This is a genomic window from Citrobacter sp. RHBSTW-01044 (assembly GCF_013781945.1).
In the GTDB taxonomy this organism is placed as follows: Bacteria; Pseudomonadota; Gammaproteobacteria; order Enterobacterales; family Enterobacteriaceae; genus Citrobacter; species Citrobacter braakii.
In genome coordinates, this window is record NZ_CP056180.1 from 310353 (window position 1) to 334179 (window position 23827).

Annotated in this window: 19 protein-coding genes; 5 read left to right on the plus strand and 14 right to left on the minus strand. The window is 54.0% G+C overall.

What is annotated here, in order from left to right:
* Window positions 1-4 precede the first annotated feature (4 nt).
* Window positions 5-2092: a 4-alpha-glucanotransferase gene (gene malQ / locus HV352_RS01455; protein WP_016157648.1), complete on the plus strand. Its 2088-nt coding sequence runs from the start codon at window positions 5-7 to the stop codon at window positions 2090-2092.
* 80 nt (window positions 2093-2172) lie between these two features.
* Here the strand turns inward: malQ and gntT are convergent, their stop codons facing one another.
* The 3 genes from gntT to gntX all read right to left on the minus strand — a co-directional run bounded on the left by gntT (window position 2173) and on the right by gntX (window position 5186).
* Entirely contained in the window at window positions 2173-3489 is a 1317-nt protein-coding gene (gene gntT / locus HV352_RS01460; RefSeq protein WP_003023507.1) for a gluconate transporter, read from the minus strand.
* Window positions 3490-3868: 379 nt separating this feature from the next.
* The gene (gene nfuA, locus HV352_RS01465) at window positions 3869-4444 is read right to left on the minus strand and encodes a Fe-S biogenesis protein NfuA (protein ID WP_003023509.1); all 576 of its coding nucleotides are present in this window, start codon (window positions 4442-4444) and stop codon (window positions 3869-3871) included.
* 58 nt (window positions 4445-4502) lie between these two features.
* Window positions 4503-5186 (minus strand): DNA utilization protein GntX, encoded by a 684-nt coding sequence (gntX, locus tag HV352_RS01470; RefSeq protein WP_109017930.1) that lies wholly within the window; start codon window positions 5184-5186, stop codon window positions 4503-4505.
* A 37-nt stretch (window positions 5187-5223) separates the two neighbouring features.
* On the opposite strand from gntX, the gene bioH reads away from it, so the two are divergent.
* Entirely contained in the window at window positions 5224-5994 is a 771-nt protein-coding gene (bioH, locus tag HV352_RS01475) for a pimeloyl-ACP methyl ester esterase BioH (protein ID WP_016157646.1), read from the plus strand.
* A gap of 44 nt (window positions 5995-6038) precedes the next feature.
* Here the strand turns inward: bioH and HV352_RS01480 are convergent, their stop codons facing one another.
* The 6 genes from HV352_RS01480 to greB form a co-directional block, all read right to left on the minus strand.
* Entirely contained in the window at window positions 6039-7001 is a 963-nt protein-coding gene (locus HV352_RS01480) for an Rpn family recombination-promoting nuclease/putative transposase (RefSeq protein ID WP_181635152.1), read from the minus strand.
* Window positions 7002-7237: 236 nt separating this feature from the next.
* A complete protein-coding gene (gene feoC, locus HV352_RS01485; RefSeq protein ID WP_003023516.1) occupies window positions 7238-7474 on the minus strand; it encodes a [Fe-S]-dependent transcriptional repressor FeoC in 237 nt (78 codons plus the stop codon).
* Between the two features lie 11 nt (window positions 7475-7485).
* Entirely contained in the window at window positions 7486-9804 is a 2319-nt protein-coding gene (gene feoB, locus HV352_RS01490) for a Fe(2+) transporter permease subunit FeoB (protein WP_016157644.1), read from the minus strand.
* 18 nt (window positions 9805-9822) lie between these two features.
* Window positions 9823-10050: a ferrous iron transporter A gene (feoA, locus tag HV352_RS01495; RefSeq protein ID WP_003023519.1), complete on the minus strand. Its 228-nt coding sequence runs from the start codon at window positions 10048-10050 to the stop codon at window positions 9823-9825.
* A 432-nt stretch (window positions 10051-10482) separates the two neighbouring features.
* A complete protein-coding gene (locus HV352_RS01500) occupies window positions 10483-12816 on the minus strand; it encodes a Tex family protein (RefSeq protein WP_016154803.1) in 2334 nt (777 codons plus the stop codon).
* Between the two features lie 98 nt (window positions 12817-12914).
* Window positions 12915-13388, minus strand: a complete 474-nt coding sequence (greB, locus tag HV352_RS01505; RefSeq protein ID WP_016154802.1) for a transcription elongation factor GreB — start codon at window positions 13386-13388, stop codon at window positions 12915-12917.
* A 225-nt stretch (window positions 13389-13613) separates the two neighbouring features.
* On the opposite strand from greB, the gene ompR reads away from it, so the two are divergent.
* Both ompR and envZ read left to right on the plus strand, forming a co-directional pair.
* Complete coding sequence (gene ompR / locus HV352_RS01510; RefSeq protein WP_001157751.1) at window positions 13614-14333, plus strand: two-component system response regulator OmpR; 720 nt, start codon at window positions 13614-13616, stop codon at window positions 14331-14333.
* Window positions 14330-15682 (plus strand): two-component system sensor histidine kinase EnvZ, encoded by a 1353-nt coding sequence (gene envZ / locus HV352_RS01515; protein WP_029139732.1) that lies wholly within the window; start codon window positions 14330-14332, stop codon window positions 15680-15682. Before ompR ends, envZ begins: the two co-directional genes overlap by 4 nt.
* A gap of 73 nt (window positions 15683-15755) precedes the next feature.
* Here envZ and pckA read toward each other — a convergent pair whose 3' ends face one another.
* Window positions 15756-17378, minus strand: coding sequence for a phosphoenolpyruvate carboxykinase (ATP) (pckA, locus tag HV352_RS01520; RefSeq protein WP_016154801.1), 1623 nt, complete (start codon window positions 17376-17378; stop codon window positions 15756-15758).
* Between the two features lie 378 nt (window positions 17379-17756).
* Here pckA and HV352_RS01525 point away from each other — a divergent pair, with 378 nt between their 5' ends.
* On the plus strand, window positions 17757-19475 hold the full coding sequence (locus HV352_RS01525) for a DUF4153 domain-containing protein (protein ID WP_181635153.1): 1719 nt from the start codon (window positions 17757-17759) through the stop codon (window positions 19473-19475).
* A gap of 82 nt (window positions 19476-19557) precedes the next feature.
* Here the strand turns inward: HV352_RS01525 and hslO are convergent, their stop codons facing one another.
* The 4 genes from hslO to igaA form a co-directional block, all read right to left on the minus strand.
* On the minus strand, window positions 19558-20436 hold the full coding sequence (gene hslO / locus HV352_RS01530; protein ID WP_016157640.1) for an Hsp33 family molecular chaperone HslO: 879 nt from the start codon (window positions 20434-20436) through the stop codon (window positions 19558-19560).
* Between the two features lie 24 nt (window positions 20437-20460).
* On the minus strand, window positions 20461-20862 hold the full coding sequence (hslR, locus tag HV352_RS01535) for a ribosome-associated heat shock protein Hsp15 (RefSeq protein ID WP_016157639.1): 402 nt from the start codon (window positions 20860-20862) through the stop codon (window positions 20461-20463).
* A gap of 10 nt (window positions 20863-20872) precedes the next feature.
* The gene (gene yrfG, locus HV352_RS01540) at window positions 20873-21541 is read right to left on the minus strand and encodes a GMP/IMP nucleotidase (protein WP_019078147.1); all 669 of its coding nucleotides are present in this window, start codon (window positions 21539-21541) and stop codon (window positions 20873-20875) included.
* Between the two features lie 62 nt (window positions 21542-21603).
* Entirely contained in the window at window positions 21604-23739 is a 2136-nt protein-coding gene (gene igaA / locus HV352_RS01545; protein ID WP_019078148.1) for an intracellular growth attenuator protein IgaA, read from the minus strand.
* Window positions 23740-23827: the final 88 nt, after the last annotated feature.

Here is a 23827-nt window from a genome sequence, read left to right on the forward strand (position 1 = left end):
CGCGATGGAAAGCAAACGTCTGGATAATGCCGCGTTGGCGGCGGGGATCAGCCCCAATTACATTAATGCCCACGGTAAACCGCAGTCTATTGGCGTCGAAACCAAGCGGCGTTTGCTTGACGCTATGCATCGCTCCACCGCCACCGCTCAGGTGGCGGTGACCCCGGTGCCGAATGTCATGGTTTATACCGCTGGTAAGAAAATGCCGCTGGCAGTTGAGGGACGCGGAGAGTTTACCTGGCTGCTGACCACCGAAGAGGGCGTGCAGCACAAAGGGCATGCCGTCGGCGGTAAATCGTTCAACCTTCCGGCGAAGCTGCCGGAAGGGTATCACACGCTTACCCTCACCCAGGGGGAGTTGCGTACCCATTGCCGCATCATCGTCGCGCCGAAACGCTGCTATGAGCCGCAGGCTCTATTAGCCGGGCAGAAGCTGTGGGGCGCATGCGTTCAGCTCTATACCCTGCGTTCAGAAAAAAACTGGGGGATTGGCGACTTTGGCGATCTCCGTGCCATGCTGGTGGATGTGGCGCAACGCGGCGGCGCGTTTATCGGCCTGAATCCGATTCACGCGCTGTATCCGGCGAACCCGGAGAGTGCCAGTCCGTACAGCCCGTCGTCACGCCGCTGGCTGAACGTTATTTATATAGATGTGAACGCAGTAGACGATTTTCGCCTGAGTAAAGAGGCGCAGGCCTGGTGGCAGAAACCCGCGACTCAGCAAGCTCTGCAACGCGCGCGTGATACCGAGTGGGTTGATTATTCTGCCGTTACCGCATTGAAGATGACAGCGCTGCGTATGGCGTGGAAAAGCTTCTCTGCACGTGACGATGAACAGATGGCGGCATTTCGCCAGTTTGTGACTCAGGAAGGGGATAGCCTGTACTGGCAGGCGGCCTTTGACGCGCTGCATGCGCATCAGGTGAAAGAGGACGCACTGCGCTGGGGCTGGCCGGTGTGGCCGCAAGCTTTCCAGTCGGTGGATTCGCCAGAGGTAAAACGCTTTTGCGAAGAGCATCGTGATGAAGTGGATTTCTACCTGTGGTTGCAGTGGCTGGCGTATACCCAGTTTGCTGATTGCTGGAAAACCAGCCAGGGCTTTGCGATGCCGATTGGATTATATCGCGATCTGGCTGTCGGCGTGGCCGAAGGCGGGGCGGAAACCTGGTGCGACCGCGAGTTGTATTGCCTGAAAGCCTCGGTTGGCGCACCGCCGGATATTCTCGGTCCGCTCGGGCAAAACTGGGGATTGCCGCCGATGGATCCGCATATCATCACGGCACGCGCTTACGAACCGTTTATCGAACTGCTGCGTGCCAATATGCAGAACTGCGGTGCGTTGCGTATCGACCATGTTATGTCGATGCTGCGTCTGTGGTGGATCCCTTACGGTGAAACTGCCGATCACGGCGCCTACGTGCATTATCCGGTCGACGATCTGCTTTCAATTCTGGCGCTGGAAAGTAAACGTCATCACTGCATGGTAATTGGTGAAGATCTGGGGACTGTGCCGGTAGAGATCGTCAGCAAGCTGCGTGACAGCGGCGTGTACTCATACAAAGTGCTTTATTTTGAGAATGACCATGAGAAAAACTTCCGCGCGCCGAAAGCGTACCCGGAACAATCAATGGCAGTCGCGGCGACGCATGACCTTCCTACGCTTAAAGGTTATTGGGATAGTGGCGATCTGACGCTGGGTAAGGCGCTGGGTCTGTACCCGGATGAAGTCGTGCTGCGTGGGTTGTATCAGGACAGAGAACTGGCGAAACAGGGGCTGCTGGACGCGCTGCACAAATACGGGTGCCTGCCAAAACGTGCTGGTCACAAGGCGTCACTGATGTCGATGACGCCGATTCTTAATCGCGGCATGCAACGCTACATCGCTGACAGCAACAGTGCGCTGTTGGGCCTGCAACCGGAAGACTGGCTGGATATGGCTGAGCCGGTCAATATTCCGGGGACCAGCGACCAGTACAAAAACTGGCGGCGTAAGCTCACCGCCACGCTGGAGCAGATGTTTGCCGATGACGGTGTGAACAAGCTGATTAAGGATTTGGATAAGCGCCGAAAAGCGGCCGCGAAGAAGAAGTAAAAAAGCCGGGGATTTCCCCGGCTTTTTTAGGGTGATAGCAGGTAGGCCGGGTAAGCGAAGCGCCACCCGGCACAGTTTTATCAGACCACCATACCCAGCAGCAGACACCCTACCAGACCGCAGACGGAGATAATGGTTTCCAGCATTGACCATGACTTGATGGTTTCACCGATGGTCAAGTTGAAGTACTCCTTGAACAACCAGAAGCCTGGATCGTTCACGTGGGAGAAAATGACGGAACCGGAACCAACCGCAATAACCATTAGCTCAGGGCTTACGCCGGTCGTTGCAATCAGCGGTGCCACAATCCCACCAGCGGTGATCGCTGCAACGGTTGCGGAGCCCAGTGCGATACGCAGTACCGCAGCGATAGACCATGCCATCAGCAGCGGAGAAACGTTTGAACCGTGCATCATTGACGCGATGTACTTGTCCACGCCGCTATCCACCAGGACCTGTTTGAAGGCACCGCCACCACCAATGATCAACAGCATCATCGCGATGATTTTGATGGAGGACACCAGCGTGTCGTTGATCTGATCCATCGAACGTCCACGGTTCAGACCAAAAGTGAACATCGCAATCAGCACCGCGATAAGCGTTGCCATAACCGGGTCACCCAGGAATTCTGCCACCGTCAGGAAAGCGTGGCCTTTTGGCAGAATCATCTCCGCCACGGCGCGCATCGCCATCAGGATAACCGGTACCAGGGAGGTCCAGACGCTGACGCCAAAGCCAGGCATCTCTTCTTCGGTAAACGTTTTCGCGCTGTACAGACCTTCCGGGATTGGCTTATCGATACCTTTCAGGAAGCGAGCGTACACCGGACCGGCGAGAATAACGGTCGGGATTGCCAGAATCGTACCAAACAGCAGGGTTTTACCCATATCTGCGTGGAAAATGGTGGCAATAGCGGTCGGACCTGGGTGCGGCGGCAGGAAGCCGTGAGTTACGGACAGCGCAGCAGCCATCGGCACGCCAACATACAGCAGCGGGATGTTGGCAGCAGCGGCGATGGTGAACACCAGCGGCAGCATCAGCACGAAGCCGACTTCGTAGAACAGGGCAAAACCGACGGTGAAGCCGGTTAATACCACCGCCCACTGAATATGTTTTTTGCCGAATTTAGCAATCAGGGTGGTTGCGATGCGCTGTGCGCCGCCGCAGTCCGCCAGCATTTTGCCCAGCATGGCGCCAAAACCCATAATCAGGGCGAGGCTGCCAAGGGTTCCGCCGACGCCGGCTTTAATCGAACCGATGACTTTATCCAGTGGCATCCCTTGCATCAATCCGACAGCAAGCGCCACCAGGACGAGAGCGATGAAACCGTTCATTTTGAAACGGATCATCAGGAGGAGTAACAAGATTACACCGATAGCAACGATGACTAATGGCATGATTTACCTGGCCTTTACTTTGTTATGGGTAACGTCAGTGTTTAGATGACAAATTCCGATTGTCCCGACCGGGAACAGAGCATTCTCAGCACCAATGCTGGTTGCCTTCAAAACTAATCAGTTTAGCTGGCTGTTATGTGTGTGTTAGGTGCTGATGCGAATGATACGGGTAACATACGGCGCTTGAAAATCACCTGGGCAGGCAAAATTTAAATTATGAGAGGCTGGTCAAATTATGAGGGGGATTGTTGCAGGAAATATGCGGAGAAATGCAAGGTTGTAGGCCGGATAACGCGATTACGCTGCCATCCGGCATCAATGCCCGATGGCGGCGCGGATGCGTCTTAACGGGCCTACGGAGATTCTACAGGTTGAGGCGTTAGTAGTAAGAGTGCTCGCCGCGCTGGTGTTCGGTTAAATCGCGAACGCCTTTCAGTTCAGGGAATTCAGCCAGCAGCTGCTTCTCGATACCTTCTTTCAGCGTTACATCCACCATTGAACAGCCGTTACATCCGCCGCCAAACTGCAGAATAGCGTAGCCTTCATCGGTGATTTCCATCAGAGAGACGCGACCACCGTGACCTGCCAGCTGTGGGTTGATCTGCGATTGCAGCATGTACTCCACGCGTTCCATCAGCGGCGCATCATCGGCAACTTTACGCATTTTGGCGTTTGGTGCTTTCAGGGTCAGTTGGGAGCCTAACTGGTCGGTAACGAAATCGATTTCTGCATCTTCCAGATACGGTGCGCTCAGTTCATCAACATATGCGGTCAGCAAGTCAAATTTAATGGCGGTGTCGGTTGCTTCCACGGCGTCCGGCGGACAATAAGAAACGCCGCATTCAGCGTTAGGCGTGCCGGGATTAATCACAAATACGCGGATTTGTGTCCCTTCTTCCTGATTTGCCAGCAGTTTGGCAAAGTGCGCTTGTGCAGCATCGGAAATATGGATCATAGTAATGGCCTAATAGTTGACTATTTTACTTGGTTATAATACGCCCATCATCGAGGCTCTACAAGGTTCGACACAGGCACCATACCTGGACAGTCGCCGCGCCGTTGCGTAAAAGCAGCTGCGCGATTTCCGCGACGGTACTTCCGGTAGTGACGACATCATCCACAATGACCATATGGAGTCCCTGCACTGGCAATTCAAGGCGAAAGGCGTTTTTCAGGTTACGTTTACGTAATCGGGCGCTGAGATGGTGCTGTGTGGCGGTTGCCCGAACCCGCGTGATGGCCCGGCTGTCCCAGTCGCAGCCTAGCCAGCGTGCCAGGGGACGACACAGTAAGTCGCTCTGATTAAACCCTCTGCGCCAGTGCCGGCGTTGCCAGAGCGGGACGCTGACGAGCTTGTCCGGCAGAGGAAGACCGCTGACGCGCCGGGCCTGTAATACCTCCAGCAACAACAAGCGTGAAAGAGCGGGGGCCATTTCGCCACGTCGGGAAAACTTGAGCTGGTGGATAAGCCCGCTCAATGGCGGAGCATAGTCGCTGACGGTAACTAGTCGCTGCCACGGCGGTGGTTTTTGCAGACAGCGCCCGCAGGGAACGACGGTATGTGCGGCAGGGAGTCCACATTGAGGGCACCGGCTGACGTGCTGATGCGTTGCCCGTGTGCAGACTGAACAGATCCCCCAATGCCCTAACGTCAGGGGCATTCGGCATAGCCAGCACAATCCCGGTACTGTTAGCATAGAAGCATCCTTTCAGGCTAAAAGAGAACAATAACTGATGAATGACATCTGGTGGCAGACCCAGGGTTCGGGAAATTGCCATCTTGTGCTGCTGCACGGATGGGGACTGAATGCGCAAGTGTGGCATTGCATAAGCGAGGAATTGAGTTCGCATTTCACGCTGCATCTTGTCGACTTACCGGGATTTGGTCGCAGCCAGGGGTTCGGCGCAATGTCGCTGGAAGAGATGGCTGAGCGGGTAGTAAAACAGGCACCGGAGAAAGCCATCTGGCTCGGCTGGAGTCTGGGCGGGCTGGTCGCAAGCCAGGTGGCGTTAACCCATCCTGAACGTGTTCAGGCGCTGGTGACCGTGGCGTCTTCCCCTTGCTTTAGCGCGCGTGACGAGTGGCCGGGTATCAAGCCAGAAGTGCTGGCAGGTTTCCAGCAGCAGTTGAGCGAAGATTTCCAGCGTACGGTGGAACGTTTTCTGGCGTTGCAGACGATGGGCACGGACACCGCGCGTCAGGATGCGCGAGCACTGAAGAAAACAGTGCTGGCGTTACCCATGCCGAAGGTCGAGGTGCTCAATGGCGGACTGGAGATCCTGAAAACGGTCGATCTGCGTGAGCCTCTGTGCGCTGTGGACATGCCTTTTCTGCGGTTGTACGGCTATCTCGATGGACTGGTTCCGCGCAAAGTGGTCCCAATGCTCGATGCCCTGTGGCCGCATAGCGAGTCATTGATATTTGCTAAAGCGGCGCATGCACCGTTTATCTCGCATCCTGCAGAGTTCTGCGCAGCGCTTGTAGCGTTAAAAAAACGCCTATAAATCTGTTGTGTTGCCCGGTAGAGCCGCGCTTACCGGGCTTGAGATTAATGGCTGCGCGTAGCCAGATCCTCAGCGGTCAGTCCGGTAATTCTGAAGATGGTCAGCGGGTCGATACCATCAGCCTGCAGGGTTGATGCAATACGTAAAGCTTCCTCTCGTTTACCTTGTTGCAAGCCCGTTTGTAGCCCTTCTTGTAATCCCTCTTGTAACCCTTTCATATGACCTTCCTGAAGACCATTAAGATGCCCTTCTTGTCGTAATCTTTCGGCGATAGTCATCAACTTTTCCTTATGTTGGGGTAAACGTTCGGCGACCTCATGAAGAAACTCGGTAAAATGTGCGGTGTCCCCGACCTGCATTAGATAATTAAACAAGGCTTTCAACTGGCTGTCATTAGCGTGTCCTTTAATAATCAGGATGGCCAGTTTTTCTACCAGCCCCATCAAATCGCGTTTACGAATATGTTTTTGGATGAGTTCCAACAGCGCCATCCGGCGATGCTGCATGATCTCGTCATCGGGAACCACGGTGATATCGATCAGTGGAAACGCTGCGGTATAAAGTTGTCTGGCAGCCTTTGGGTCGTCAAATTCGTCCAGCCAGCAGAGTGAGTAGGGGTATGGACTAGCCGCGCCATGATAAAAAAGCATGGGTATCACCAGCGGGAGTTTCTTGTGACCTGTAGCCAAATGACGATGCATAACCGCAATAGCATAACGCATCAGCCGAAATGCCATATGGGTATCGGCGGTGCTCTGATGCTCAATGATGGTGTAAATATAGCCATCGCCTTCGCGGGTTTTTAATGACCACAGCACATCGGAATAGTACGCGCGCAAATCGTCCTCAATAAAGCTGCCCGATTCCAGTTGTAGCGTGTTCAAATCGCACAGTTTTTGCAAAGAGGCTGGAAGATGGAGCCGAAGAAAGTCGCGTGCGGTAGCAGGGTGGTTTAAGAACGTTTTAAAAATCGCGTCATGCGGCGTAGCAGTCGTGTCAGTATTCATGGCGATCCGTCACCTGAGAAACAAGATGACGAGACTCTACTTCCCTGGTCGCCAGTAATCATCCACGAGTTGATAACGATGCGCGCCAGGCTGGAGGATAGATCTGCTTTGCTGAAACAGAGACATCTTTGTGGAATCCATTACGCAAAAAGCCGGATATCAGCATAAACGCTTTATCCGGCCAGGACGTTTGCAGTCATTTTTAGACCGGAAGCGTAGCGCCATCCGGCATCGAACTAGCGCAAAGCCCACCACTCGCGCAGGCAGGCTTTACCTTCCGGGCAGCTCTTGCAGCTTCCGGAAAGACACCCGTCGGCATCTTCCTGAATCCGCACCGCTTTGCCCATCTTTTCTAACTGATTCAGCATGGCGTCAATCATGGGCTGCGGGGTGTGCAGCGTGTGGCTAATTTGAGTTGCCTCCATGCGTCCCCGCAAAGCCAATAAATCACGAACCTGAATAAGCGATGCCATTGTCGATAACCTTAGTGGCAGTCGCCAGTGGTGCTGGAACAGCAGGAGCTTGCCGTCCTGTTGGTCGCCAGCAGTGCGAGATCCACGCGACTGCGAGCTCGACGCAGCAGGCCCAGCAACACAATGTTAAACAGGATGACAGCTAAAATGCACACCAGGCTGTAGGTCGGGTGCTCTTTGTAGCTGACCGCCTGATAAAACAGCGTCGACAGAGAGTAGGCGATGTTCAGGCCCCACAGAATCGAGAAGCTCATCCAGCCACGGCTGGATTCACGTGCAATAGCGCCCATTACCGAAATACACGGCACATACAGCAGCACGAAAATCAGGTAGCTGTAAGCGGCGGCAGCGCTGCCAAATTTTTCGCCCATCACGCCCATTGCACCCGTAGCCATTTCACCGTCGCCCTTGCTGGCTTCAATAGGGTTAGCCAGTACGCTCAGGCTGAAGGTGTCTTTCAGGCTTTGCCAGGTCTCATCTACCGCGCCGAGCAGCTCGTCACCGAGGTGGAAATCTGCCGGGTTGAACTCTTCTTCCTGAATGTTTTCTGCGGTATAGAGCGTGTTCAGCGTACCGACAACCACTTCTTTCGCCATCGCGCCGGTGAACAGACCTACGGTTGCCTGCCAGTTATCTTCGTGAACGCCAATCGGCTTGAAGACCGGCGTGATTACGCGGCTGACGGAAGCCAGAGCAGAGTCGTTGATGTTGTCGACGATTTTTCCGCTCAGCGAGAAACTGTTAAACGCGCTGAGGAAAATGCTGACGATGATGATGACTTTACCCGCACGCAGAACGAAGCCTTTCAGGCGTTGCCAGGTCTGAATAATCAGACTCTTAATGTGCGGCACGTGGTACACCGGCAGCTCCATCACGAACGGCGTTGCTTCGCCACGCATGATGGTGTGTTTGAGCATCAGGCCGGTCAATACCGCCATAACGATGCCCAGTACGTACAGTGAGAAGACCGCCAGCGCACCGTTCTGACCAAAGAACGCAGCGGCAAAGACGGCGAAAATCGCCAGGCGAGCGCCACAAGACATAAATGGCGCCATCATGATGGTCATCAGACGTTCACGCGGGGCGTCCAGCGTACGTGCGCCCATCACGGACGGTACGTTACAGCCAAAGCCGACGATCAGCGGGACAAACGATTTGCCCGGCAGTCCCAGCGCCTGCATCAGACGGTCCATTACAAACGCGGCGCGCGCCATGTAACCGGAGTCTTCAAGGAAGGAGAGGAACAGGTACATCATGCCGATTTGCGGTACCAGTGGCAGCACGGTGTTAATCCCGCCGCCAAGACCTTGCGCCAAAAAGATAGTGAGCCAGTCCGGGAAGTGCAGCGTGTAGCCAATCCACTGAATCCCATGGATAAAGAGCGCTACGGAGCCGACGTCAAACAACGGTTGCAGCGCGCCGCCAATGTTGATGGCGAGCAGGAACATCAGGTACATCACGAACAGGAAAATCGGCAGCCCGAGGAAGCGGTTGAGGACGATTTTATCTACTGCGGTGGTGAAGCGGCTCGGCTCTGCCGTCAGGGTGTTGCTGACGGTATCGCAGATAGCGGCAATGCACTGATAGCGCGCATCGGCGATATGCAGTGCCGGATCGTCCATTGTCTCGCTCAGACGTGCAATGGCGGCATCAAGGTTTTGCGCGGCATCACCCGCGTAGGCCCGGCTGTAGATATCGCCTTCCAGCATCTGCAGGCCCAGCCAGCGGCGCTGTTTTAACGGCATATCTTTGGCCATCGCATCGGCGAGGGAATCCGCTTCCTGCAGCAGCGGCTGGGCATAATGAACCAGCTCGACGGTGTCGTTTTCTTTGTAGCGATCGATAGCCAGCTTTAGCGCTTCAATGCCGCGGGCGCGGGTGGATACCAGCGGAACCACCGGGCAACCAAGGCGAGCGGAGAGGGCATCGATATCGATACGGATTTGCTGCTTCTCGGCAATATCCAGCATATTCAACGCGACGATGCAGGGGATGCCCAGCTCAAGCAGTTGCAACGTCAGGTAGAGGTTGCGTTCAAGGTTTGAAGCATCGACCACGTTGATCAACAGATCCGCGTCGCCGCTTAAAATATAGTGACAGGCGATCTGCTCATCGAGAGAGGTCTGGGATGAGATTGTCGTCAGAGAATAGGTGCCGGGTAAATCAACCAGCGTGACCTGGTGGTCCGTCGTTGCGAAATGACCTTCTTTACGCTCAACGGTAACGCCTGCCCAGTTGCCTACACGCTGGCGTGCGCCGGTAAGCTGGTTGAATAAAGTTGTCTTGCCGGAATTAGGATTGCCAATTAAACCAATGGTTAGTTTTTTCATTTTTATAGACTCACTGTATTAACAGGAAACCGCTTCCACTTCTAATAACGCCAGATCTTTCTTACGCAATACCAGACTTACGCGACGCGTTTCGATATGGATAGGATCGCCGAGTGGGGCGACGCGTACCACGTTGAAAGAGGAGCCGGGTAGCATGCCAAGTGACAACAGTTTCTGACGATAAGCCGGGCTGATTTCACGGGCAAAACCGGTAATTTTCCACGCACTGTCAGGAGTGAATTGCATAGGGACCTACTTATATCTCGCTAACTGGATGATTACCTCATGGGGCGGCAAGGCGGCATGAGGCCAGATGATTAGCCAACGTAAGGAAAGAGTAAATAATCAACAGATCAATGATAATGAGAATGGTTTCTATCATCAATAGAATAAATGTGACGGAATGTACAATTGGATAATAATTTGCGCCAATTTTGATATTCCTCAATATTTATTCTGGTTGAGAACGAATGATTCGCGGAAATAATTAGTGAAGATCTTAATGTTTAATTAAGGTTTCATCTGTTAATGAAGTGATAAATATATGGCGGTAGAAAGCGGGAAATAGACTAAATATGCCGGATGGCGACGCTCACGCGTGTTATCCGGCTTACAAATTAATTGCAACAAGTTAGCCGGATAAGGAGGTTACACCCCCCATCCGGCACAAAAGTCACACTAGCGTTTTTTACCCATTGCCGCCGCCAGCGCATCCATCATGGCGCTGTTACCCGCAGGCTGTGCGTCACGACCACGAGGTTTCGCGGCTTTTGGCGCCGGGCGATTGCTTTGAGTGCGATCGTTATTCCCGCCGCCGCGACGCGCATTGGTTTCACCCGGCTGCTCGTCCAGACGCATGGTCAGTGCGATACGCTTACGTTGTAGGTCAACTTCCAGCACTTTCACTTTCACAATGTCGCCCGCTTTCACCACGGTGTGTGGATCTTCGACGAACTTATTCGACAATGAAGAGATATGCACCAGACCATCCTGATGAACGCCAATATCAACAAACGCGCCGAAGTTCGTGACGTTAGTGACTGCCCCTTCCAGAATCATTCCCGGCAGCAGATCGTTCATGGTTTCTACGCCATCAGCAAACTGCGCGGTTTTAAATTCAGGACGCGGGTCGCGGCCTGGTTTTTCCAGCTCTTTGATGATGTCGGTGACGGTCGGCACCCCGAAGCGTTCGTCGGTAAAATCGGCTGCTTTCAGATTGCGCAGTTCGTTGCTGTTGCCCATCAGGTCACGCAGCGATTGCTCGGTTGCGGCCAGAATGCGTTCCACAATCGGATAAGCTTCCGGGTGAACGGTAGAAGCATCCAGTGGGTTATCGCCATGGTTGATACGCAGGAAGCCCGCGCATTGTTCAAAGGCTTTTGGCCCCAGGCGGCTAACTTTTAGCAGTTGCTGACGGTTCTGAAACTGACCGTTCTCATCGCGCCAGGCGACGATGTTTTGCGCCATCATGCGCGTCAGGCCGGCAACGCGGGTCAGCAGCGGCACGGAAGCGGTATTCAGATCGACGCCGACGGCGTTCACGCAGTCTTCCACCACCGCATCCAGCTTGCGCGCCAGTTGCGTCTGGCTAACATCGTGCTGATACTGGCCCACGCCGATAGATTTCGGATCGATTTTCACCAGCTCCGCCAACGGATCCTGCAAACGACGGGCGATAGACACCGCGCCACGCAGCGAAACATCGAGATCCGGGAACTCCAGCGCCGCCAGCTCGGAAGCAGAGTAAACCGATGCCCCGGCTTCGCTGACGATCACCTTCTGCGCGGTCACTTTCGGGAATTGTTTCTGCACGTCGAGGAAGAAACGCTCGGTTTCGCGCGACGCCGTACCGTTACCAATCGCGACCAGCTCAACGTTGTATTTTTCACACAACGCCGCCACGGCAACGGCGGCTTTGGCTGCCTGGCCGGTATGCGGATAAATAGTGTCGGTCGCGACCAGCTTGCCGGTACCGTCAACCACCGCCACTTTTACACCGGTACGCAGACCCGGATCGAGACCCATTGTGGCGCGCAGCCCGGCCGGGGCGGCCATCAGCAGGTCATGCAGGTTACGGGCAAAGACGTTGATTGCTTCATCTTCCGCACGTTCACGCACGGTACCCATCAGCTCAGTTTCAAGGTGCATCAGCACTTTGATGCGCCACGTCCAGCTAACAACGCCTTTACGCCAGCTGTCAGCGGGGGCGTTGTTCAGGCGCAGTCCCAGGTGATCCTGGATAATCTGCTCGCCGTGGCTCTCTTTTGGCGGCTCATCGAATTGCGGATCGGCATTTAGTGAAAGCTGCAACACGCCTTCGTTACGACCACGGAACATGGCCAGCGCACGGTGGGATGGAACGGTAGAAATAGGTTCGTGGTGATCGAAGTAATCGCGGAACTTAGCGCCTTCCTCTTCTTTCCCACTAACCACGGCGGCAACCAGATGGGCGTTTTTCCACAAATAATCACGCACTTTTGCCAGCAGCGCAGCGTCTTCGGCGAAGCGCTCCATCAGAATGTAGCGTGCGCCATCGAGGGCGGCTTTGGTATCGGCCACGCCGTTTTCGGCGTTGAGATATTTTGCAGCTTCGGTTTCCGGGTCATGGGACGGTTCGTTCCACAGCAGATCTGCCAGCGGCTCCAGTCCGGCCTCAATGGCTATCTGCCCACGAGTGCGGCGCTTAGGTTTGTACGGCAGATAGAGATCTTCGAGTTCGGTCTTACTTAACGTGCCGTTGATCGCGTTCGCCAAATCGTCGGTCAGTTTGCCTTGCTCGCCGATAGATTTCAGGATTGCCTGACGGCGGTCTTCCAGTTCACGCAGATATCCCAGACGGGTCTCCAGATTACGCAGTTGCGTATCGTCCAGACCGCCGGTGATTTCCTTACGATAACGTGCGATAAACGGCACGGTGTTCCCTTCGTCAAGCAGGCGAACGGCAGCTTCTACCTGTTCAGCACGAGCCTGAATTTCACCTGCGATAATGCGGCAGAAAGAATCATTCATCATGGATAGCTTCGTCTATAGGATAAAAAATCAGGGGATAGTTATACGGATTGACTGGCAAAAATGCCAGTCATCTACCGGGGCTTCGGATTGTTCCGGTCTCACTTAACATATTCAATTTCGTTCACGTACCAGCTGGCTTCACCACCAGGGGTGTTGACTATCGCGAGATCGCCGACCTCTTTTTTCAGCAGCGCCCGCGCCATCGGTGAGTCGATAGAAATGTAATCTTTACGACCGAAGATCTCATCGTAGCCGACAATACGGAATTTACGGATGTCGCCATCGTCATTTTCAATCTCGACCCACGCGCCAAAGAAGACTTTGCCCTCTTGCTGCGGGGAGTAATCGACGATTTTCAAATTCTCCATGCACTTGGTCAAATAACGGACACGGCGGTCGATCTCACGCAGACGCTTTTTATTATACTGGTAGTCGGCATTTTCGCTGCGGTCACCCAGACTTGCGGCCCAGGTAACCTTTTTAGTGACTTCCGGGCGCTCTTCACGCCAGAGGTAATTCAGCTCTTGTTTGAGTTTTTCATACCCTTCGCGGGTTATCAGGGGCGTTTTCATCTTATTGTTTTACCTTCGACTCTGTGATGATGCGCACAATTAGTATTACGCGAGCATATCAACAGAATAAATAATGTATTGCGAGAAACATTGTATACTTAAGCTGCTGTTTAATATGCTTTGTAACAATTTAGCCTGGAATTCATACCAGAATTCGCTGGTGACTCACGTTAGCTTTCTTAAGAATATACACTTAATTGTTGCGAACCTTTGGGAGTAATAACAATGCAAGAGAACTATAAGATTCTGGTGGTCGATGACGACATGCGCTTGCGTGCGCTTCTGGAGCGTTATCTGACCGAGCAGGGCTTCCAGGTTCGAAGCGTCGCTAACGCTGAGCAGATGGATCGTCTGCTGACCCGTGAGTCCTTTCACCTGATGGTGCTGGATTTAATGCTGCCGGGAGAAGATGGCCTGTCTATTTGCCGTCGCCTGCGCAGTCAAAGCAACCCGATGCCGATCATTATGGTCACGGCGAAGGGTGAAGAAGTCGATCGTATCGTTGGGCTGGAAATCGGCGCTGACGATTACATTCCGAAACCGTTTAACCCGCGAGAACTGCTGGCGCGTATTCGCGCTGTACTGCGTCGTCAGGCGAACGAACTGCCGGGCGCGCCTTCTCAGGAAGAAGCGGTCATTGCTTTTGGTAAGTTTAAACTGAACCTCGGTACGCGTGAAATGTTCCGTGAAGATGAGCCAATGCCGCTCACCAGTGGGGAATTTGCGGTACTGAAAGCGCTGGTAAGCCACCCGCGCGAGCCGCTGTCCCGCGATAAGCTGATGAACCTGGCCCGTGGTCGTGAATATTCGGCGATGGAGCGTTCTATCGATGTCCAGATTTCTCGTCTGCGCCGTATGGTGGAAGAGGACCCGGCGCATCCGCGCTACATTCAGACCGTGTGGGGTCTCGGCTACGTCTTTGTTCCGGACGGTTCTAAAGCATGAGGCGAATGCGCTTCTCGCCACGAAGTTCGTTTGCCCGCACGTTATTGCTCATCGTCACCTTGCTGTTTGCCAGCCTGGTGACGACTTACCTGGTAGTGCTGAACTTCGCGATACTGCCGAGCCTCCAGCAGTTTAATAAGGTCCTGGCCTACGAAGTTCGTATGCTGATGACCGATAAACTGCAGTTGGAGGACGGTACGCAACTGGTGGTGCCGCCCGCATTCCGCCGGGAAATTTATCGTGAGCTGGGTATTTCCCTCTATTCCAACGAGGCCGCTGAAGAAGCTGGACTGCGTTGGGCGCAACACTATGAATTCTTAAGCCATCAGATGGCGCAGCAGCTGGGCGGTCCGACGGAAGTCCGCGTTGAGGTGAACAAAAGCTCGCCGGTCGTATGGCTGAAAACCTGGCTGTCGCCCAATATCTGGGTACGCGTGCCGCTGACGGAGATCCATCAGGGCGATTTCTCACCGCTGTTCCGCTATACGCTGGCGATTATGCTGTTGGCTATCGGTGGCGCGTGGCTGTTTATCCGTATCCAGAACCGACCGCTGGTGGATCTTGAACATGCGGCGCTGCAGGTGGGGAAAGGTATCATTCCGCCGCCGCTGCGTGAGTATGGCGCTTCAGAGGTGCGCTCCGTTACCCGAGCCTTTAACCATATGGCTGCGGGTGTGAAGCAACTGGCCGATGACCGTACGCTGTTAATGGCGGGCGTGAGCCACGATTTACGTACTCCGCTGACGCGTATTCGCCTGGCGACCGAAATGATGGGCGAAGAGGATGGTTATCTCGCGGAGTCCATCAATAAGGACATCGAAGAGTGTAATGCCATTATCGAGCAGTTCATCGATTATCTGCGTACCGGTCAGGAGATGCCGATGGAGATGGCGGATCTGAACTCGGTGTTAGGCGAAGTGGTCGCAGCGGAAAGCGGCTATGAACGTGAAATCGAAACTGCGCTGCTGCCGGGCAGCATTCAGGTGAAAATGCACCCGCTGTCGATCAAGCGTGCGGTTGCCAATATGGTGGTTAACGCCGCCCGTTACGGCAACGGCTGGATTAAGGTCAGCAGCGGTACGGAAACGCATCGCGCCTGGTTCCAGGTAGAAGATGATGGTCCGGGCATCAAGCCGGAGCAGCGTAAACACCTGTTCCAGCCATTTGTCCGTGGCGACAGCGCACGTAGTACCAGCGGCACGGGCCTGGGTCTGGCGATTGTGCAGCGTATTATCGATAACCATAACGGTATGCTGGAAATTGGCACCAGTGAACGAGGAGGGTTGTCGATCCGCGCCTGGCTTCCGGTTCCCTTCACTCGCGCGCAGGGCATCACGAAAGACGCATAAGAAAGGGAGGCGAAATGCCTCCCTTTTTTTGCTGTAGGCCGGATAAGGCGAAACCGCCATCCGGCTCTCTTTGTTACAGCTTCGGTCCGGCGCTAACCAGCGCTTCACCTGCAGGGGTATCGGTGTATTTCTCGAAGTTCTCGATAAACAGTTTTGCCAGCGCGTTGGCTTTTTCCTGCCACTGCTCCGGAGAAGCATAGGTATTACGCGGATCGAGAATGCGAGTATCCACGCCCGGCAGCTCGGTTGGGATAGCCAGGTCAAACATCGGCAGACGGAACGTTTCTGCGTCATCCAGCGAACCGTTCAGGATAGCGTCGATAATCGCGCGGGTATCTTTGATAGAGATACGCTTGCCGGTACCGTTCCAGCCGGTGTTAACCAGATATGCCTGCGCACCTGCCGCCTGCATACGTTTCACCAGTACTTCTGCGTACTGCGTTGGGTGCAGTGACAGGAATGCTGCGCCAAAGCAGGCTGAGAAGGTTGGGGTCGGTTCGGTGACGCCACGTTCGGTACCGGCCAGTTTGGCGGTGAAGCCAGACAGGAAGTGGTACTGGGTTTGGTCTGCCGTCAGGCGAGAGACCGGCGGCAGCACGCCAAACGCATCGGCGGTCAGGAAGATCACTTTGGTGGCGTGACCCGCTTTTGACACCGGCTTAACGATGTTATCGATGTGATAAATCGGGTAGGACACGCGGGTGTTTTCGGTTTTGGAACCGTCGTCGAAGTCGATGGAACCATCTGCGCGCACGGTGACGTTTTCCAGCAGCGCGTCACGACGGATTGCGTTGTAGATTTCCGGCTCGGCATCTTTAGACAGTTTGATGGTCTTCGCGTAGCAACCGCCTTCAAAGTTAAACACGCCGTCGTCATCCCAGCCGTGTTCGTCATCGCCAATCAGGCGGCGTTTCGGATCGGTGGACAGCGTTGTTTTACCTGTACCGGACAGGCCAAAGAAGACTGCCACATCACCTTTTTCCCCGACGTTTGCCGAGCAGTGCATGGAGGCAATGCCTTTCAGCGGCAGCAGGTAGTTCATTACGGAGAACATACCTTTCTTCATTTCGCCGCCGTACCAGGTGCCACCAATCAACTGGATACGCTCAGTCAGATTGAAAGCCACGAAGTTTTCGGAGTTCAGACCCTGCTCTTTCCACTGCGGGTTAGTGCATTTAGCGCCGTTCATCACGATGAAATCAGGTTTGAAATCAACCAGCTCTTCGTCGCTTGGGCGGATGAACATGTTTTTAACAAAATGCGCCTGCCAGGCTACTTCGGTAATGAAGCGTACGGAAAGGCGGGTATCGGCGTTAGCGCCGCAGAATGCATCAATGATAAACAGACGCTTACCGGAAAGCTGCTGGGTGACTAATCCTTTCAGATGCTGCCAGGTTTCCGGGGAGAGCGGTTTGTTGTCGTTCTTACCTTTACCTTTGTCGGACCACCAGAGCGTGTCGCGCGTGGTGTCGTCACGGACAATATACTTATCCTTTGGCGAACGTCCGGTAAAGATACCGGTATCAACGGCAACGGCGCCCAGGTTTGTTAACACGCCACGCTCATAACCTTCCAGGTTTGGATCAAGTTCCTCCTGGAAAAGCGTGTCGTAGTCTGGATTGTAAACGATATCCTGAACGTCATTGATACCATAAGCCTTGAGATCTTGCGGGGTTAAACTGTTGTTCACACGCATTTCACTGCTCCTTAGCCAATATGTATTACCTGGAATAGTAAGGTTTTTTAGGGATTGCTAACCGCGACAAGGCTCATAGATTTACGCATCCGGGAAAATCACGGATAACCGAATGCGCTGCGACTCCTGTCACAAAGAGGCGGATATTATGGCAGGAAACCCTTTTTTGTTGTGGAAAATGTTCTTAAAACGTTAATAGAGAGTGTTTTTGGCGGGAAACTTGTGAGTGTAATCGCATTCACGTAAGAAAATAACGTAACTCATTCATAAACAATATCGATTCACTTCCCGTCGCAGTGGTCCGGGATCGGCCTATCAATGCTCAAAATTGTGAAGTTGATGCAATAATTACCTTTTCTCTTCATTCTGGGTGACGACATGGATAGTGTTGAACTTTCACGTACTACTCGCTGGGGCATGATATCTATCGGCCTGTTACAGGGGATATTGTGCTACCTGCTGATGACATATCTGGTGCCGCATAATGACGGCTGGCTGTTCTATGGCATGCCCGCGACAATTGCTCTCTCCTCGGCGCTTTTGCTCACCGTTGTCTCTTTTAAACAACGTGCGCTGTGGTACTGGATGGCGCTGATCTTTGTTGTCGTGCTGGCGATGAGCGTCTGGCTAAAGTGGCAAGTCGAGGGCAGTGATAAGTGGCGGCAAAATGATATTTTTATGTTGTACGGCTGGCGCTTACTGCTGATGGCGATGCTGGCATTGCCATGGATTCAGTACTCGCTCCACGCATCCCGCCAGCAGGCGCGCTATGCGCAGTTTTATACGAGTTTGTGGCTTAATGCGCTGACGTTACTGATTGTCTTTGTCGCCAACGGTCTGTTCTGGATGGTGCTCCTGCTATGGAGCGAGATGTTTAAGCTCGTTGGTATTACCTTCTTCGACACGCTTTTCTTTGATACCGACTGGTTTGGCTACGTGGCCTTTGGCCTGGTTACCGCACTGGCGGTGGTACTGACCCGCACGCAGTCGCGTTTGGTTGCGGCGGTCCAAAAGTTACTGACTTTGATCGCCACCGGTCTGTTACCCCTGGTCGCGCTGCTGGCGCTGATGTTTGTACTGACCTTGCCCTTCACCGGCCTGGAGGCTATCTCGCAGCGGGTATCTGCGGCTGGGTTGATGTCAACGCTGGCGCTGCTCCTGCTGCTGTTGATGGCTATCGTTCGCGAGCCGCAGAAAGAGGCGCTTCCCTATCCAGCCGCGTTACGCTACCTGATCAAATGCGCCCTGGTTGTCGCGCCCATCTATATGCTGATTGCCGGTTGGTCACTGTGGGTGCGAATTCAACAGTACGGTTGGACGCCCGAGCGCTTATATGGCGTGCTGGTGGTCTGCGTGCTGCTGCTCTGGTCGTTTGGCTATCTGGCGAGTATTTTACGCCGTGGGCGCAATCCGCTTGAGCTTCAGGGGAAGGTGATTCTTTGCGTGTCGTTGCTGGCGTTGGGGCTGTTGATTTTGCTGTCGTCGCCGGTTATTGATGCCTGGCGCATCAGCGTCAACAGCCATATGGGGCTGTATCACAGCGGCAAAATTAAGCCGGATCAAGTCAGCCTGTATATGTTGGGTAATAGCGGAAAACCGGGACGTGCGGCGTTGGAGGCATTACAAAAAGATGCGGCGTTTAACCAAGACAGTAAGCGTCGGCGCGACTTAAATTCTCTGCTGCAAGGACGTCGCGATCCCATGCAGAACCTGACTGCCACTCAACTAGCGCCGAAAGTGATGATAGCTCCAGGTAGCAGGCAACCCGATGAGACCTTCTGGGCGTTTGTCAAAGGGCAGAGCTACCGCATTACATCCTGCGTTGAGCAGGATGCTTGCGTCCTGGTCGATCAGGACCTCAATGCGGATGGTAAGCCTGAGCAGGTGCTGTATGCTTTTGGCGATGGTGAGAGTCTGGTCTTTGCCAGGAAAGAGGATAAATGGGAACTCATCGCATCAGGTCAGCTACCTGCAGAATTCAATAAGGATAAACTGCTGCAGGCGGTGGCGAATCATCAACTGGATTCAGCCCCCAGAGTTTGGCGTGATATCACAATTAATGGCACTCGATTGCCGATGAATTATTACAACGAGTGAGCGTGTTCCGGATAGCGTTTTGATGGATGGCGGTGCGAACGCCTATCCGGTCGACGATTGTGGGCCGGATAGGCAGTGGTGATTAATGTACCTGCGGGTCCGCCGGGGAAGCGTTGCTGCGGATCTCAGCAATGTCCATGGCATTAAACAGATAGTGGCTCCCGCAGTAATCGCAGTGCATATCGATCTCGCCTTCTTCCGCCAGAATGCTGTCCACTTCTTCGTCCGGCAGCGTTTTCAGTGCGCCAGCGCAGCGTTCGCGTGAACAGGTGCATTTGAACTCAACGTCCTGCGGATCGTAGAGAGTAACCTCTTCTTCGTGGTACAAGCGCCACAGCACTTCGTTGGCCGGGAGCGTTAACAGCTCTTCAGTTTTGATGGTTTCGGTCAGGGCTGTCAGGTGATCGAAATCATCTGCCTGCGCGTTTTGCGCCGGCATTACCTGCAGAAGCATCCCGCCAGCAGCGGGTTTGCCATCGACGTCGCCAGTACGGATAAACAGACGTGTCGGCAGCTGTTCAGAACGCATGAAGTAATCTTCCAGACAGGCGGCCAGCGTGTCGCCTTCCAGACCAACCACGCCCTGATAGCGCTCGCCTTCTTCTGGGGTAATGGTGATCACCAGGTAGCCGTTGCCTACCAGCGTTTTGAGATCAGCGCCTTCAGGGATATCGCCCTGCATACGGGCCACGCCGCGCATCTGCTGATTGTTGTTGCCGTTAATGACGGCCAGGCTCAGCGGACCATCGCCCTGCAGCTGTACGGTGATATCACCGGCAAACTTCAGCGTGGCGGTGAGCAGGCTGGTGGCGACCAGCAGTTCAGCCAGCACGTTCTTGACCGGCTGCGGGTAAGTATGATTTTCGAGGATCTGTTGCAGGGTTTCCGAAACGGTCACCAGCTCGCCGCGCACGGCAAAGTTTTCAAACAGATAACGATGTAATTGGTCATGTTGCGGCATAATCATCTCTCTTGCAGGTGACAGTCACTCGCTGTCGCCATGTTTAAATCGTAACAGGTCGCGGCGCTCTTTCTTGTCCGGTCGCCTGTCCGGGTGCGGCATGGTTAACGCGTTAAGTTTACGCGCCAGCGCCACTTTTTCGCGTTTTTCTACGCTTTCCGCGGTTTCTTCATACAGCGTAACGGCTTCCGTGGCTGGGCGACGCTGCTCGGTAATAGCCTTGATAATGACCGTTCGCTCGTCATTTCCCTGGCGCAGGGTGAGGGTGGCGTTCAGCTCGACAATCTTGCTCGGTTTGCTGCGCTGGCCGTTGTAATGCACCTTACCGCCTTCAACCATTTCGCGGGCTAGCGCACGCGTTTTGTAAAAGCGTGCAGCCCACAGCCATTTATCCAGCCTGACTTCAGCAGAGGGCTTTTCTTTCATGGCGTCTCCTTCACATCAGTGAGGGGATCAGTCGGCGGTAGTCATTCAGTGACGGATGGCGTGCGTACTGTTTTTCCGCGATGCCTGAGTCGGGATTGGTCACGCCGAGGCAGTAACGAATACCGTACAGAGCAGCGGCGTCGAGAATGGGTTCGCTGTCGTCAATAAACAGCGTCTTCTCTGCACTCATTCCCGTTTCTTCAGCCACAGCGTGCCATAACCGCTGATCCTCTTTGGGATAACCAAATGTGTGGGTGGAAAGTAATAAATCAAGGTGTGAGGCCAGACCGGTATGCTCCAGCTTCACCGCCAGGTTATGGGGATGCGCGTTGGTGAGCAAAATACGGCGCTTGCCGCTGGCTTTTAAGGCATCAAGAAACGGTACAGTATCTTCACGCAAAACGGCGCGCGGTCCCTGTTCCGTTGTCATGGCGCAAATATCAAGATCCAGGCATTCGCTCCAGTAATCCAGGCAGTACCAGTTTAGCGTATGCTGCACGGCATGATACTGCTGACGAATATAGTCCTGGGCTTCCTGGGGAGAGATACCCTGTTTCGCGCCATAGGTTTCCGGCACCAGTTTTTGCCAGAAATAGTTATCGAATGCCAGGTCGAGCAGCGTGCCGTCCATATCTAACAACACGGTATCGACATCGTGCCAGGCAATATTGATCTGCATGGAAACTCCCCAGAAGAAAACATGATGCGCGACAGGGTAGCATATCCTGTCGCGCGAGCGTGTTATCGAATCAGGCTTTCTGGGTTGTCAATCAGCGTTGGATTCAGGCAACTTTCGTAGTAGCTCTGAATTTCCGTGATGCGGGAGCGGTGACGCTGGTAGCGTCTGAAAGCCTGTATGCTGTTGTAGACAGCACATCCGAGCATGGAGAACATCAGCAGCGTTGTGCCAAGGTAGCGCCATAATCCTGAACGATCCGGGATACGGTGCAGGCCAATGTGCTGGGTGCCATTGGCGTCGGTCGAAATATTGGTGACGATCCCCTCCGCGCGAAACGGCGTCTGCATCAGCATCTGCGCCAGACGCTGGAAGGCGTTCCACTGTTCCTGTGGGGGATAGTCATATAGCGAGGTTGTCGGCCACGGCTGATCGACCAGATCGCTGCCTTCGTCGCTGATAATCAGGAAACCGCCAGGGGCTGGGCTATTCAGCGTCTGGGCCGCTCGCGCAGTCTCGCGTGAAATAAACGGCGCCGTAGAGGTATTCACCAGATTATCCAACGACTCCGCGCTTACCGGACGCAGCAGCACGTTCACGCCATCCAGTTTGCCTGCGTTTGCCCGTTTCACCAGTGCCGTCCAGTCTTTACTGTTACCAAGGTTAACCAGTGCATTTTTTAAACGTACACATTCATCTTTGGCCGCGCACAGATCAGCCGTTTTCAGGACGATCTCGCCAAAATCGTCCAGTAACACCATTCCGGACTTTTGGATTGCCGAGCGTAACGATGCGCTGACGCGAGAGTCATCATCCGCTTTGGGGTGCAGTTGGCGGTTCACCGCCTGCGTGAGCGCGGTGGCTTTATTCACCAGATCGGACTCAGGCAGCGGTAATGCGCGCGCGTCATTCCAGATAATTTGCGTGCAATCGAAAGGCATAAACGGCGCGGAAGGCTGCGCATTCCAGCTCCCTTGGGTATGAATGTTACACATACCCGTACCGCTCAGATGCAGCGTGTCACCCACGCGAACGCCCGCGTTTTCAAGCTGTTTAACGCTGGTGGCTTCGATAGTTTGTGCGCCCTTCATCCAGGAAAGCGTAAGCTTTATCGGCATATCCAGCGGGATCCAAAACAGCAGCATCAGCAGCACCAGCAACGAGCCGCCCGCGATGACGGCGTTGCGCAGCCAGTGCTGTAACGGGAAGTTTTTGACTTCGTCATGCAGCGATAAAAAACGTCCCTGGCGAACAACGTGGCGATCGAGATAAATATCAATATCCGTTTGCTGGCCAAGATCTTGTGCGATGTAAGGTTGCCAGTGCGGTGGATAAATCAGATCAATAATACCTAGCGAGATATTATTAATTTGCTCCTGGTCGTTTTCGCCAAACAGCCCCCAGCGACGCGGCGTACCGCGCAGACAATGAATTTCCCGCAGGGCGGTTTTAGACGGTGGGGCAAACAGCCCCCACAGACCCGCAGCCAGTAGCAGCACCGCGCCACCAACTGTCCACGGAACAAACGTATCCGGGATTATCAAACAGAAAAAGAACAGCAGGAACGATGCGGCAATCAGTAACGCCTCGCGCAATCCCGATGGGCGGCTAAGCGCATATTCTTCATGGGTTTCCTGGCGAATATTCAGCAGTTCAATCTGCTCGCTTTCTTCACCGCGAATAGACGCCTGGGTAGAGGCGGTGTGCTGTAACGCATAGCCACGCGCTTCCTGCATATATTCCTGCAGCGTATGGCCGTTCAGGGAGATAACCAGCGGTATCGTATTGGTGTGGATTAGCTCAACGCTGTTTTCGTCATTGATGTATTGTTCCCAGAAAGGGGGAAGATGTACCTCAACGGAATCAAGATAGTAACGCCATTTGTTAGGATCGTCGGTAGTAATGCCGTAACGTGTAATCGCGTGCGTAAGTACGATGACGCTATTACTTTGGGCATTCAGCGTTAATGACACCGGCGCGGAGCTGGCGCCCGTTGGACCAGGTACCTGCTGAATTTGACTAAGGCTTTCGAGATAGTTTTCGACTGCACTGCGCTCTTCAGGCGTGAGTTTACGCTTCGAGGCGTCTGAGAAGACGTTGCTCAAGGGTAAATTTTTCCGTCTGGATTTCGTTCTGAGTAGCCATCCTGCAAGCAATGAGCAGGCCAGCAAAGCAGCTAAAAAAATCAGAATGGTGCTCATGCTTTCCCCATCTTACTTAGTCTGTCAGGCGTGGTCAGTCGCACCCTGTTCAATATTCGTGATTCTGTGGTTGGCTATCGGCAAGTGT